Genomic DNA, 14,168 nt, shown 5'->3' on the forward strand with positions numbered 1-14,168 from the left:
CGCTAATCGCGGCGAATATAACCGGAGTGCGGATCAACACGCTTTGCACTTGTGCACCTTGAACAACAGGGAGCCAAAATGACTCATCACACTCCGATTACACGTCTGCTGATTGCCAACCGCGGCGAAATTGCCGTGCGGATCATCAAGACGGCGAAACGCCTCGGCATCCACACCATCGCCCTCTACTCCGATGCTGACGCCCATGCCATGCACACCCGCCTGGCCGATGAGGCCTGGCATCTGGGGCCCGCGCCAGCCAGAGAGAGCTACCTCGACACCGGCAAGGTGCTGAAGATTGCCAAAGCGGCGCGCGCCGATGCCATCCATCCCGGTTATGGCTTTCTGTCAGAAAACAGCGACTTTGCCACCGCCTGCGAGCAGCGCGGCATTCGCTTTGTCGGCCCAAGCGGCGCCGCCATTCTCGCCATGGGCGACAAATCGGGCGCCAAGGCGCTGATGCAGGCAGCCGGCGTACCTGTGCTGCCCGGCTATCACGGCACGGATCAGCGGCCGGACTTTTTGCGCGATCAGGCGAGTCAGATTGGCTTCCCGCTGCTTATCAAGGCCGCCAGCGGCGGCGGTGGCAAGGGGATGCGGCGGGTCGATCAGCTGGCCGACTTTGACGAGTCGCTGGCGGCAGTCAAACGTGAAGCCAAGGCCGCCTTTGGCGACGATCTGGTGCTGCTGGAGCGCTATCTGCCCCAGGCTCGCCACGTGGAGGTGCAGGTCTTTGCCGATAGCCTTGGCAACGCCATCTATCTGGGGGACAGGGACTGCTCCTTGCAGCGGCGCCACCAGAAGGTGATTGAAGAGGCGCCCGCCCCCAACATTCCCCCGGCTCTGCGGCGCGCCATGGGGGATGCGGCCGTGGCCGCTGCCAAAGCTATCCACTATCAGGGGGCTGGCACCATCGAATTTCTGCTCTGCAAAGATGAGTTCTTCTTTATGGAGATGAACACCCGGCTGCAGGTAGAGCATCCGGTCACCGAAGCGGTGACCGGACAGGATCTGGTGGCCTGGCAGCTTGCCGTGGCGGAAGGCAAGCCGCTGCCACTGACTCAGGATGAAGTGGTGCTGCGCGGCCATGGGGTGGAGGCACGCCTCTACGCCGAGGATGTGGCGGCCGGTTTTCTGCCCGCCAGCGGCCCCATCCACTGGCTACGCTGGCCGGATGGCGTGCGCATCGACACCGGCGTCACCGCTGGCGATGAGGTCAGTCCCTATTACGATCCCATGATCGCCAAGCTGATCGCCCACGGCCAAAGCCGCGCCGAGGCGTTCGCCCAACTGGCCGATGCGCTGGCGGCGCTGGATCTCGGCCCGCTGGCGCACAACGGCCCACTACTGCTGCGGCTGTGTGAAGAGCCTGACGTCTTGGCCATGCGCCACCATACCCAGTGGCCCATCCCCACTGAACCGCAGCCCATTCCTGAACTCGCTTGGCCGCTGGCCACCCTCTGGCTGGCGAGTCGCCCTGCGGGCCCCTCCCCCTGGCAGCAAGCCTGCGGATTTCGGCTGGGGCCGGATCGCTGCTGGACGGCGGCGGTGCGCATCGGTGATGAGCGCCGGGTATTGACCCTTCACGATCATGACGGCCAGTTTGGGTGGCAAGGGGAGATCTGTTGCTACCAGAGCGGCGATGATCACATCCACCTGCAACAGGGTGGCTGCTGGCAACGGATCCCTATCGATGCGATCGCAGGCACAGATGCCACCTTTGTCATGAGGCTGGCGGGCCAGCGCATCCGCTTCGCAGCCGATGATCAGCTGCACGATCACCACCATGATCAGACAAATGAGAAGGCGCAGGGCGCCATCGCCCCCATGCACGGCATAGTAGTGGCCGTGCTGGTCGAGCCCGGCCAAATGGTCAGTAAGGGGCAACCCCTGCTGGTGCTGGAGGCAATGAAGATGGAGCACCAGTTGCGAGCAGAGCGGGACGGGGTGATCGAGGCCCTGCAGTGCAAACAGGGCGAGCAGGTAAGCCAGGGGGCCGTGCTGGTGCGCTTTGCCGATGCCGATGCCGAGCATAACGCCATCAACCAACAAGCGAGCAACCCATGACGAGAGGATCAGCAATGCCGGATGACAAGGTCAGTCTGGTGGAGATGGGGCCGCGCGATGGCCTGCAAAATGAAGCCAGCCCGCTGGCACTGATCCAGCGGCTGGAGCTGATCCAGCGACTGGCCGACAGCGGCCTGCAGCGCATCGAGGTGGGGGCCTTTGTCTCTGCCAAAAAAGTGCCGCAGATGGCTGACTCCGCCGCACTTTTTCAGGCACTGCCGCGCAAGGGGCAGACCCGTTACGGTGCGCTGGTGCCCAATCTGCAAGGCTTGCAGGCCGCCATCGCCGCCCGCGCCGACGAAATTGGCCTCTTCACCGCCTGCTCCGATGGCTTTACCCGCGCCAATATCGGCATCAGCGTCGAAGAATCCCTGGTGCGCTTCGCCCCGCTGGTGCAGGAGGCGCGCCGCCTCGGCATCAAGGTGCGCGGTTACCTCTCCACCGTCATCGCCTGCCCGTTCGATGGCCCGACCCGCCCGAAACGGGTCGCCGCCATGGCCGAGCAACTGCTGGATCTCGGCTGCCACGAAATTTCACTGGGGGACACCATAGGCGTTGGCACCCCGGGCACTGTGGTCCCGATGCTGGATGCGGTGCTACACGAGATCCCGGCGGGTCGCCTTGCGGTACATTTTCACGACACCTACGGCCAGGGGCTGGCCAATTTGCTGCCCGCGCTGGAGCGCGGTATTCGCACCATCGACTGTTCGGTGGCGGGCCTTGGTGGCTGCCCCTATGCACCGGGGGCCTCCGGCAATGTGGCGTCAGAAGAGGTGGTCTACCTGCTGCACGGCCTTGGCATGACGACCGGGGTGGATCTCGACAAACTGGCGGCCGCCGGCCAGTGGGTCAGCGAGCAGCTCGGCCGCCCCAACGGCTCGCGGGTCGGCCAGGCCCTGCACGCCAATGCCGAGCGGCTGCGGGCCCGCCTCTGCCAGCCATCTGCCCACTGACAGGAGGCATCACCATGTCCCGTTCCCAGCCTGGCAAGGAGATCACCTACAGCATCTCGGAGCTGGCCCACGAGTTCGATATCACGCCGCGCACCATCCGCTACTACGAGGATGAGGGGCTGCTCACCCCGCAGCGGGAGGGGCAAACCCGCATCTACAGCCACAAGGAGAAAACCCGCCTGAAATTGACCCTGCGCGGCAAGCGGCTGGGGTTTAGCCTAGCCGAGATCCGCGAGCTGTTCGAGATGTATGACACCGACAAATCGAGCAACACCCAGCTCAACTCGATGATCCAGCTTATTGATGAAAAACGCAGCGCGTTGCGCCAGCAACTGGACGATATCCAGATGGTGATGGCCGAGCTGGAGGCGGCCGAACAGCGCTGTGTTAATTCCCTTAACAGCTTGAAAAGCAGCGCAGATTAACCGAATCTGGGAACATGCCATTGCCCTGGTGAACCCATGAAATATTGGTGCTGGTTTTTGCTGTTATTCAGCCTGTCCGGTTGGAGCCGCCCCCTGATCAAGGTTGGCGGTTACCCCTATGCCCCCTTCGTGGTCAAGCTCTCCGATTCACACTATGAAGGGCTGACCCTGGATCTCATCGACCAGCTCAACGCCGTCCAGCAAGAGGTGAACTTCGTGTTTGTCCCCACCTCGGCAGCCAACCGCTACAAGGCGCTCGATATGGGCCGTTTTTCCCTGATGCTGTTTGAAGACAGCAACTGGGGCTGGCAAGCCGATCAATACAAGATGACAGCCCCCTTCCTCGGTGGTGGCGAGGTTTATGTGGCCCTGAAAAAAGCGGGCCGGGATCAACGCTTTTTCGACGATCCGGCCAGCCATCACCTCATCGGGGTGACCGGCTATCACTATGGCGTTGGTCAGTTCAATGCCGATCCCGCCTACCTGAAGCGCACACTGAATATCACCCTGGTCAAAGACAACATCAGCGCCCTGCAAGCCCTGCTCAAAGGGCGTGGCGAGGTGGCCATTCTCAACGTCTCATACCTTAACCAGTATCTGCTGGCCCATCCCGACACGGCCGACCAGCTGCTGATCTCGCAAAAATGGGATCAACAGTATCAACACCGCACCATTCTCCACCCTGCGGCCCCCATTACCCCTGCCCAGCTGGAGCAGTGGCTGGCAGCTCTGCAGCAAAAGGGTGAACTGGATCGCCTTTGGACAAAGTACGGCGTACAACAGTACGCAACCCCATGATTACTATCCCGCTTTTCTGTACCATGGCGGGAACCAAATGGGAGTGCACCATATGAACACCACCAAGCCCGCGTTCCCCAAGCTTCGCCTGTTGCGCTACCTTGCCTACGCTTTCCTGCTTCTGCTGATCCTGATCACCCTGCTGTTGTGGCAGACACCCCGACTTGTCCAGCGCTATCTGCCCGGCTGGCTGGCCGAACACTACGGCCTGCAGCTGACTCTTGGGGAGATTGACGTAGGCTTGCGCCACCCTTCCCTCACCCTTGGCGCCACCGCCCTGCTCGATGCCAAGCAGCAGCCCATCGTCAGTTTTGAGCAGCTCTTGATCACCCCCAACCTGCACGCCAGTTGGCAGCAGAAGGGGGTTGTGCTTTCCGCCGTCACCCTGACCAAACCTGTAGTACTGCTGCAACGGCTGGCAGACAAAAAAGGGGACGTTCGACTCAATCTGACCGATGCGCTGGCCACCCTGCTCGCCCCTGCTCCGTCCCCGCAACCCGAGACGGCGAGCGCCCCGCTGCTGGTCGATATTGCCAGCATCGCTGTCACTGACGGTCATGTGCGCTATCAGGATCAGCGCAAGGAGAGCGAACCTGGCTGGCTGCCCCCTCTCAATCTGGAGAAAGTGAGCCTTAAGCTCGATAACCTGCGCACCGAGGCAAACCACCCGACCGCCTATCAGCTCAATGCCGCCATCAACGGTAAAAGCAGCCTCGCCGCCCACGGCAAGCTCGATGTGATGAGTGGCATGGGTCAGGGCAAGGTGAGCCTCAAGCAGGTCGAGCTTAAACCCTTTGCCCCGCTCTGGGCCCCCTACCTCACGCTGGAGCTGGCCAAAGGGCACGCCAACGCGGAGGTGGAATACCTGCTCAAAGAGGGCAAGCAAGGGGTGCAGTGGCAATTGTCCAAAGGCAAGCTGATGCTGGACAACTGGCAGCTTAAAAAACACAAGGGCGACGAGTTTGCCCGCTTCAGCCAGCTGGCCCTCAGCGAACTGGCGATCGATGGCCAAAAACAGTCGCTGCAGATCGGCAAGGTGAGCCTAAAGCAGCCCATCCTTAAGGCCACCCTTAATGCGCAGCAGGAGCTGGATCTGGCGGATCTGCTCATTGAGCAAGCACCTGCCAAACCCGTCAAAGATGCCAAAGATGCCAAAGCTACCAAAACGGCCAAACCGACTGCCGCAGACAAACCCTGGCAGTGGCAGATCAAGCAGATCGCCATCGACAAGGGCGATCTGACCCTCACCGAATCGAGCAGCGGCAAACCGCTGGCGCGCCAGCTCTCCGGCCTCACGCTGGCGCTGGGGCCACTGGGCAGCAAGGGGGAGCAACCGAGCAAACTGACCCTGGCCACCCACTTCAACCAGAACAGCCCCGTCACCTTTGCCGGTCAGCTGACCCTGATCCCTTTCGCCTTAAGCGGCGAGATCAGCCAGCAGGGGCTACCCCTGGCGCTGGCGCAGCCCTATCTGGCCGATCTGCTGCGCATCAAGCTGCAAACCGGGCAGCTGAGCAGCAAGACCAAGCTTGATCTCGCCACCACGGCGCAAGGGGCGCTGGGCAAACTGACCCTGCAAGGAGGTCTTGATATCAGCGGGCTCAAAGTGGTCGATCGGGCTGACAACCAGCGACTCCTCGAGATCAGCAATCTCCAGCTCACCGGCCTCGATTATGATGGCATCAGCCAGCAGATGCGGATCAAGGACATTGCCCTGAGCAAACCCTTCGCCCGCATCGAGATCAACGAGGATGGCATCACTAACCTGCAACAACTGCTGCTGCCGCAACCTGCGGCGGGCAAAGGCGCTCAAGCGGCTGCAGGCACTCAAGCGGCTGCTGGCAGCAAGGGCCCCGACTTTCGCTTCACCATCGACCAGCTGCGTACCGAGCAGGGCAATCTGCGCTTTGCAGATCGCAGCCTGAGTCAGGATTTCGTGGCCGATATCGCCTCGCTGGGCGGTCAGAGCCGCCATATCAGCAATATTCCGGGGCAACGCTCCGATCTCGCCTTCAACGGCAAGGTAGATCGCTATGCGCCGGTGACCATTCGCGGCGGCACCAACCTGCTGGTCGCCAACCCGATCCTCGACATCGCGGTGGCCTTCAACAATCTGGAGCTCACCACCTTTACCCCCTATTCGGGCACCTATGCCGGTTATGCCATCGACAAGGGCCAGCTCTCCATGAAGCTGCACTACAAGCTGGAGGGTAACCGGCTGGAGGGGGATAACGACATCACCATCAAGAAGCTGCAGTTGGGCGAAAAGATCAAGAGCGAGCAGGCCAAGGATCTGCCGCTGGGGCTGGCCATCGCCCTGCTAAGCGATGCCAATGGGGTCATACAGATGAACCTCAAGGTGAAGGGGGATCTCGATCAGCCGGACTTCAGCATCGGCAATATCTTCTGGGATGTGCTGGGCAACACCCTGAGCAAGGCGATCACCTCCCCCTTCTCGCTGCTCGCCTCACTGGCCGATGGCACCGAAGATCTCGATGAACTCCCCTTCCTGCCGGGAGACCCCGACCTGACCCAAACCCAGCTGGACAAACTGGCCAAGCTGGCGCAGGCCCTCAAGGATCGGCCAAAGCTCAGCATGAATATTCGCGGCAAGGTCAATTTCAACGAGGAGCGCCCCATACTGCAACGGCAGAAACTGGAGCGAGTGCTGGCCAAACTCACCGGTAATCAGGCCGATCTTGACCTGCTGGAGCAAGATCCCGACCTGCAGGAGGCGCTAGCGAAAGCCTACCAGGAGCGTTTCTCCGAAGATCTCGATGATCTGGCTGACCGCCTCAGTCTGGATGAAGAGAGCCCCGCCTTGCGGGCCCAAGCTATTGCCCTGCTGCAGGAGCAACAACTCATCACCGCCAAATCCCTGCGCAATCTCGCCATGCGCCGCGCCCAGAATACCAAAGAGTTTCTGGTCGACAGCCAGGGGATCGCCCCGGAACGGCTGTTTGTACTCGACAGTCAGGTCAAGGAGGAGGACAAGGAGGCGAAAGTGGTGCTGACGCTGGATCAGTAAATCAGCCCCTTTTATCATTGCGTAATAAAAACACACCCTTTCAACTTTTTTGACACCTTTTGCTCACCAAACAACCTGATTTGGTGAGCATTTAGCCTGCCACACAAATAATCACGTAGTTTTTTTACGTTTTTTGCCTCTTCCCCCCTTGCAGGAGATCTATCCCCTGCTTAAAATCGCGCGTCTTTTGTTAACCCCCCACCTCTATTTTTGGAGAACGCCACGTGAGCGAAAAATTGGCCAACCCTGCCCCTCTGGGTCTGATGGGTTTCGGTATGACCACTATCCTGCTGAACATCCATAACGCAGGTTTCTTTCCCATCAGCGCCATGATCCTGGCCATGGGCCTGTGCTACGGCGGTATGGCCCAGATCGTCGCGGGTATCATGGAGTACAAGCGTGGCAACACCTTCGGTGTCACCGCCTTTATCTCCTACGGTTTCTTCTGGTTGAGCCTGGTGTTCCTGCTGGTGATGCCGACCATGGGTCTGGCCGAAGCCACCCCGCACGCCTACATGGGCTGGTATCTGCTGCTGTGGGGTGTCTTCACCCTGTTCATGCTGGTAGGTACTGTCAACTACCCGCGTGCCAAGCAGTTCGTGTTCGCCTCCCTGACCGTGCTGTTCTTCCTGCTGGCCGCCCGTGACTTCACCGGCAGCACCCTGATCGGCACCATCGCCGGTTTCGAAGGCATCATCTGTGGCGCCAGCGCTATCTACCTGGCCATGGCCACCGTGATCAACGAGCAGTTCGGCCGCACAGTGATGCCGATCGGCGATCACAAGAAAGCCGCCGCCGTACAGCTGAAAGCTGCTGCCTGATAGGCAAGCCATTCAGATTGTGAAAAAGGCACCTTCGGGTGCCTTTTTGCTATTTCGAATAAGCCATCTGCTGATCGGTGATCAGATAAGTGACTCGGCATCCGCCTCCCCCGCCAGCAAGCGGGTGGCGGGGAAACGCAGGGCGGGATCCTGACTGAAAAACTGGCTCAGTTGCCGGTATACCGCGGGATAGACCTGCTGCAGCCGCAGCGGATCGGTAAAGAAGCACTCGCAGCTGACGGCGAAAAACTCGGCGGGATGTTCGGCGGCATAGGGATCGATGGCGGTCACTTCGTCGCGGTCGAGCTGCTGGCACAGCGCATCGAAGGCGGCCTGAAAGGCTTGTTGCCACAACTGGCTGCTCATCGGCCCCGGCAAGGGGGGCGTGCCGTCCGCCTCACCGCCCAGCATGTCGAGCTTGTGGGCTAGCTCGTGGATCACCAGATTAAAGCCGTCCCAGTCACCGTCCTGCTGCAGATCGCTCCAGGCCAGCACCAGCGGCCCTTGCGGCCAGGATTCACCGGCGTTCTCCTCTTCAACTTCGCTCACCAGCCCGAACTCATCTTGTACCTCCTGCCTGCGCGTAACAGGTTCGGGAATGATGATGATTTCGTGAAAGCCGCGATACCAGTCAGCTCCAAGATGCAAAATGGGTAGCGCCGCCTGCAGCGCCAGCACCGCCTGTTGACGGGGACTGAGCTCTACCCCGATCAGGGTCAGGGTCTTGCGCTTGAGCAGCTGTTGCCCCAGCCCGATGAGCGTGGTTTGCTCGGCTTCGCTCAGCCCTTGCAAGATGGGCACTGCCGCCAGCCCCTGGCGCCACAGCGCCAGCTCATCTTCACTCATGGGCGTTTGCGGGCGACCACCCAGCCATTTGAACCATCCCAGCACGCCTACTCCTTCTTCTTTAAGCAAAAAACCAGATCACAGCAGTTTGATGAACCGTTTCGGCCGCTCCTGATACGCCTGCGCCAGATAGAAACGGTGGGCCGCCTCGCGCTTGAGGCTGCTGGAAAGCTCCATATGGGCGCAACCTGCGGCACGCGCCATCTGTTCAGCTCGCTTGAGCAAGGCTGCGCCAACCCCCGCCCCTCTTGCCCCTTCATCGACAACCAGCGCCGAGATCAGGCCCCACGCTGGTGCAACATGCAGCGGTGCCAGCCTGTGCCACACCAATACCCCGACCACCTTATCGGCCAGGGAGGCGAGCAATACCGCACTGGCGGGATCTGGCGCCAACAGGCGCGCCGTCACGTCACCGCCCTCGGCAGGATACCCCAATTGGCTGAACAGGTGGGCGATAGCGCTCCCGTCAGCGGCCTCAGGGGCGCGGATCGTCAATGTTTCAGCAATCTCTTTCATGATTGGCCTTATGTTTGCTTTCCATTGTGTTACGCCCGTCACATTGATCGGCGCAGATCAACAAGGAGGATCTCATTTTTACTCATAGAAAACGCTGCTTGCCATTATCCCCCCACCCTTGTCAATTCACAAATTTGCAACAAGGCAACATTTTTCACTGGGAAGTACCGATACAACTCGATATGTTACAACCCACGCATGGCGCGTGTTTGCGCTGTGCTTAACCCCTCAACCTCGTGCTCATTTGTTAATTGAATTGTTAACAAGTTGGGCCGAAAACAGTGACAGAGAGCGAGGCCAAGATCTCGCCAAGACAGCGCCACAAAAACAACAAAGGAGTTGTTGTACATGAATGAAATCGTCAATGCCATCAACGGTGTGATCTGGAGCCCTGCGCTCATTTACCTGTGTCTGGGGGTCGGTCTTTACTTCTCCCTGCGTACTCGTTTTTTGCAACTGCGCCATATCAAAGAGATGGTGCGCCTGATGTTTGATGGCAAGAGCACCGATGCCGGTGTCTCCTCCTTCCAGGCGCTGGCCATGACCCTGGCAGGTCGAGTGGGTACCGGTAACATCGCGGGCGTGGCAACCGCCATCACCTTCGGTGGCCCGGGTGCCCTGTTCTGGATGTGGATGGTGGCCTTCCTCGGCGCCAGCTCTGCCTTCGTGGAATCCACCCTGGGTCAGGTTTACAAAGAGAAGATCAACGGTGAATACCGCGGCGGCCCGGCTTTCTATATCGAGAAAGGGCTCGGCATGAAGTGGTACGCCTGGACCTTCGCCATCGCCACCATCTTCGCCTGCGGCGTGCTGCTGCCGGGCGTGCAGGCCAACTCCATCGGTGCCAGCCTGAAAACCGCGTTTGATATTGATCCGAACGTCACTGCCGCCGGTCTGGCGCTGCTGCTTGGCTTTATCATCTTCGGTGGCGTCAAGCGTATCGCCAGCTTCGCCAGTACCGTGGTGCCCTTTATGGCGCTGGGCTACATCATAGTGGCCTGCGTCATCATCGCCCTCAACATCTCTGCCCTGCCGGGCGTGATCCTGCTGATCTGGAAAAGTGCCTTTGGTATGGATGCCGGTTTCGGTGCCATTTTGGGTCTGGCCATCATGTGGGGGGTAAAACGCGGGGTCTACTCCAACGAAGCGGGTCAGGGTACCGGGCCGCACGCCTCCTCCGCCGCCGCTGTGAGTCACCCGGCCAAGCAGGGTCTGGTGCAAGCGTTCTCCGTCTATATCGACACCCTGTTCGTCTGCTCCGCCACCGGCTTTATGCTGCTGATCACCGGGCTCTATAACGTACAAGGGCCGGACGGCGCCGCCATCTACACGGGTATTGCCGGTATCGCAGCAGGCCCGGGCTATGTGCAGACCGCCATGGAGAGCATGATGCCGGGCTTTGGCAGCATGTTCGTGGCCGTCGCGCTGTTCTTCTTCGCGTTCACCACTATCGTTGCCTACTACTACATTGCCGAAACCAACATCGCCTATATCAACCGCAAGATGAATCGCCCCTGGCTCACCTTCTTGCTGAAAATTGCGCTGATGGCCGCTACCGTCTATGGCACCGTCAAGACGGCAGACTTGGCATGGGGTCTGGGTGATATCGGGGTCGGTCTGATGGCCTGGCTCAACATCGTCGCCATCCTGCTGCTGCAAAAGACCGCCTTCACCTGCCTGAAGGATTATGAAGCCCAGCAGGCACAAGGACTGGATCCAGTGTTCCACCCGGAGAAGCTCGGCATCAAAAACGCCGATTACTGGATGGGCCACCGCTCCGAGGACAATCTGGAGCGGGAGAAAGCAGGCCACCCGTTCGAGCCAGATCCGGATCGCAAGATCTCCTGAACCACACCAGCGTAAAGCACCCATAAAAGTGGCAGCCTCGGCTGCCATTTCTTTTGCGCGCTATCTTTCTTTTGCTCTCTATCTGCTCGTGCTACTCGCGGTCAGAGCGGATTGCGGCGCGGCCCGAATGGCAGACGCCAGCGAAACAGGCTGTTGAAGGTGGCCCGCCACTGATTGGGTCGCCCCAGGATCTGCTTTTGCAACCGGGTCTCCTCTTTCAGCATCACTTCGTCGCTGCGGGCCCAGGCCTGGCTATAGAGCTGCTTGATCCCCGCCAGCGCATCCGGCGACTTGGTGATGAGGGTGCGGGCGAACTCGCGCGCCTCTGCCAGCGGATCGGCGCAGACCCGGCTTACCAGCCCGAGGGATTTGGCCTCGACCGCATCCAGCTCACGTCCGCTCATGGCCAGCTCCATGGCGGTATCCACCCCCATCAGGTTGCGCAGGGTGACGCTACCGCTCATGTCGGGAATGATGCCCCACTTGATCTCCATCACCGAGAAGCGGCAATCGGGGGTAGTGAAACGAAAATCGGCACCAAGGGCGATCTGCAGGCCACCGCCGAAACAGACCCCCTGAGTCACCGCAATCACCGGCACCGGCAACTGGTGCCAACCATAAGCCACCCGCTGGGCCAGATTGGTGGCCTCGTCCGCCTCGCGCTTGAGAATATCGAGCGCCGCCACCGGCTGCTTGAGCATGGATTTGACATCCAGCCCGGCGCAGAAGGCTCGCCCCTCGCCGTGCAGGATCACCGCCCGCAACCCCTTGTGTTGGGCAAGCTGCGTCAGGGTCTGGTCGATGGCGCTGAACATGGCGCGGTCCAGCGCATTGAGTTTATCCCCCCGCGTCAGCATCACTTCGGCAATCCCGTCGTGGATCTCGCACTTGATCCTTGGTTTTTCCATCTTCCTTGTCCTCTCCTTGATCCGGGTTATCGACCTACTGGTCATACCACCACGTTATCAGAGTGTGAACATACGGTACAGCTGAGACTAAAGTCGGCTGGTTGCCTACCCCTCCCTTTGTCACACTGGACGCAGGATCAGTGCCGCAAGCCAGTAAAGGACGCTGTCATGTCAACCCTGTTCAATTTTGCCAGACCACCGTTCGACCGACTGGACGAGGCGGCGCGCGAGCGGCTCTCCCGCCACCTCTCGCTCTGCTATTTTCGGGCCGGGGATCTGCTGCTCAAGGAGGGGGACGAACCTCCCGGCCTCTATCTCATCATCAAGGGGGCGGTGGAAGAGTCGGCCCCTCACCACCCGTTTGGTGACTACGGGGTCGATGATCTGTTCGACGTGCGCGCCCAGTTTGACGGCCGCTGCCGCCACCACTTCACCGCACTGGAAGATAGCCTCTGCCAGCTCATTCCTCGCCACACCTTTCTGGCGCTCTGTGAGCAGGATCCGCAGTTTGCCAGCTACTTCACCGCCAATCTGGCCGAGCGGCAGCAACAGCAGGAGCAACGCGAGCAACTGGGCCAGAAGAATCTGGCGGAATTTATCCTGACCCGTATCGAACCCGGCCACCTGCAGGCACCGCTGATCGTCGACAGCAAGCTGTCACTGCTGGCGGCGACCGAAGCCATGGTGAACCAAGGGACCGATTGCCTGCTCTACCCCGCCCACGACGGCTCTCTCACGCTGGCAACCCGCAAGACTTTGCTCCACGCCCTGACCCTCAAGGGATTGCCGCTGACGGCCCCCCTCTCGGTGCTGGCCCCCACACCGCTGATTGGTCTGCCGCTGGAGAGCTATCTGTTTGATGCCTTGCTGCTGATGACCCGCCATCGCATCAAGCGACTGGTGGTGTGGCGTGGCAACGAGGTGGCGGGCATCTTGCAACTGACTCAGGTGCTGGGGCTCTTCTCCACCCACTCCCATGTACTGACTTTGCGCATCGCCCGCGCCGACAGCCTGCCAGCGCTGGAAGCGGTGGCCCGCGAGCAGCAGCAACTGACCCGCTCGCTGTTTGCCCAGGGGATCCACACCGCCTTTTTGATGAAGCTGATCGCCACCATCAACGAGCAACTGATCGCCAAGGCCTTTGCGCTGGTGATCCCCCCCGAGGTGCAAAATAACGTCTGCCTGTTGATGCTGGGCTCGGAGGGGCGCGGCGAACAGATCCTCAAAACCGATCAGGACAACGCCCTGATCCTGCCCGAAACGCTGGTATGGCCCACCCAAACAGCCGATCTGGCCGAATTCAGCGCCCTGCTGGAGCGGCTCGGCTACCCGCTCTGCCCCGGGCAGGTGATGGTGAACAATCCGGCCTGGGTGAAAACGGGCGGCGAGTGGCAACGGGCCATTGCCAGCGCCTGCACCACGGCAACAGAGGATGAGCTGCTGTGGCTTGCGACCCTGGCCGATGCCCACCCCATCGCGGGGGATCGCCAGCTGCATCTGCCGGTTGCCAGAGCACTGCGCGAGCAGCTGGCCGACAGGCGGGACCTGCTGGCGGAGATGGTACGACCGGCGGTGGCCTTTCATGCCCCGCTCACCCTGTTTGGCCGGCTGGAGCAGCCACCGGAAGGGCTGGATCTGAAAAGAGGCGGGTTGTTTCCGCTGGTACACGGCATCCGCATGTTGGCCATTGAGGGGGGGATACTGGAGACCTCGACCCTGGGACGCATCGACGCGCTGGTGGCCGCCGAGCGGCTCAGTGCCGACTATGGCAGCAATCTGGCGGAGGCGTTTCGGCTCTTTATCCGGCTAAGGCTGCGCAGCCAGCTCAAGGATGGCAACAGCCGGGTGCAGATACAGGAACTCAGCCATAGCGAGCGGGATCTGCTGCGCCAGGCGCTGCATCAGGTGAAGAAGTTCCAGCAGTGGCTCACCTTGCACTTTCGTCTGAGACAATAGCC

At 60.6% G+C, this 14,168-nt stretch carries 11 protein-coding genes; 8 read left to right on the top strand and 3 right to left on the bottom strand.

What is annotated here, in order from left to right; all coding sequences use genetic code 11:
- The first annotated feature begins 78 nt into the window (after positions 1 to 78).
- The 6 genes from ACY8FN_RS15385 to ACY8FN_RS15410 all read left to right on the top strand — a co-directional run bounded on the left by ACY8FN_RS15385 (position 79) and on the right by ACY8FN_RS15410 (position 8,092).
- Positions 79 to 2,067 (top strand): acetyl/propionyl/methylcrotonyl-CoA carboxylase subunit alpha, encoded by a 1,989-nt coding sequence (locus ACY8FN_RS15385; RefSeq protein ID WP_463100501.1) that lies wholly within the window; start codon positions 79 to 81, stop codon positions 2,065 to 2,067.
- Positions 2,068 to 2,081: 14 nt separating this feature from the next.
- A complete protein-coding gene (locus tag ACY8FN_RS15390) occupies positions 2,082 to 3,020 on the top strand; it encodes a hydroxymethylglutaryl-CoA lyase (RefSeq protein WP_463101186.1) in 939 nt (312 codons plus the stop codon).
- Between the two features lie 14 nt (positions 3,021 to 3,034).
- Entirely contained in the window at positions 3,035 to 3,445 is a 411-nt protein-coding gene (locus tag ACY8FN_RS15395; protein ID WP_098969576.1) for a MerR family transcriptional regulator, read from the top strand.
- A 36-nt stretch (positions 3,446 to 3,481) separates the two neighbouring features.
- Positions 3,482 to 4,243: a substrate-binding periplasmic protein gene (locus tag ACY8FN_RS15400; RefSeq protein WP_139692659.1), complete on the top strand. Its 762-nt coding sequence runs from the start codon at positions 3,482 to 3,484 to the stop codon at positions 4,241 to 4,243.
- Between the two features lie 52 nt (positions 4,244 to 4,295).
- Positions 4,296 to 7,271, top strand: coding sequence for a DUF748 domain-containing protein (locus ACY8FN_RS15405; RefSeq protein ID WP_463100502.1), 2,976 nt, complete (start codon positions 4,296 to 4,298; stop codon positions 7,269 to 7,271).
- Positions 7,272 to 7,495: 224 nt separating this feature from the next.
- Positions 7,496 to 8,092, top strand: a complete 597-nt coding sequence (locus tag ACY8FN_RS15410; RefSeq protein ID WP_042062716.1) for an acetate uptake transporter — start codon at positions 7,496 to 7,498, stop codon at positions 8,090 to 8,092.
- An 81-nt stretch (positions 8,093 to 8,173) separates the two neighbouring features.
- Here ACY8FN_RS15410 and ACY8FN_RS15415 read toward each other — a convergent pair whose 3' ends face one another.
- Together ACY8FN_RS15415 and ACY8FN_RS15420 are read right to left on the bottom strand one after the other, a co-directional pair.
- Positions 8,174 to 8,938: a M90 family metallopeptidase gene (locus ACY8FN_RS15415; protein ID WP_463101187.1), complete on the bottom strand. Its 765-nt coding sequence runs from the start codon at positions 8,936 to 8,938 to the stop codon at positions 8,174 to 8,176.
- Positions 8,939 to 9,016: 78 nt separating this feature from the next.
- A complete protein-coding gene (locus tag ACY8FN_RS15420; RefSeq protein WP_139721198.1) occupies positions 9,017 to 9,454 on the bottom strand; it encodes a GNAT family N-acetyltransferase in 438 nt (145 codons plus the stop codon).
- A 348-nt stretch (positions 9,455 to 9,802) separates the two neighbouring features.
- On the opposite strand from ACY8FN_RS15420, the gene ACY8FN_RS15425 reads away from it, so the two are divergent.
- Positions 9,803 to 11,302 (top strand): alanine/glycine:cation symporter family protein, encoded by a 1,500-nt coding sequence (locus ACY8FN_RS15425; RefSeq protein ID WP_463100503.1) that lies wholly within the window; start codon positions 9,803 to 9,805, stop codon positions 11,300 to 11,302.
- Positions 11,303 to 11,403: 101 nt separating this feature from the next.
- Here the strand turns inward: ACY8FN_RS15425 and ACY8FN_RS15430 are convergent, their stop codons facing one another.
- Positions 11,404 to 12,210 (bottom strand): crotonase/enoyl-CoA hydratase family protein, encoded by an 807-nt coding sequence (locus ACY8FN_RS15430; protein ID WP_463100504.1) that lies wholly within the window; start codon positions 12,208 to 12,210, stop codon positions 11,404 to 11,406.
- A 168-nt stretch (positions 12,211 to 12,378) separates the two neighbouring features.
- On the opposite strand from ACY8FN_RS15430, the gene ACY8FN_RS15435 reads away from it, so the two are divergent.
- Entirely contained in the window at positions 12,379 to 14,166 is a 1,788-nt protein-coding gene (locus ACY8FN_RS15435; RefSeq protein WP_463100505.1) for a putative nucleotidyltransferase substrate binding domain-containing protein, read from the top strand.
- The last annotated feature ends 2 nt before the right edge of the window (positions 14,167 to 14,168 follow it).

The sequence above is a fragment of the Aeromonas sp. 160P genome (assembly GCF_055193095.1).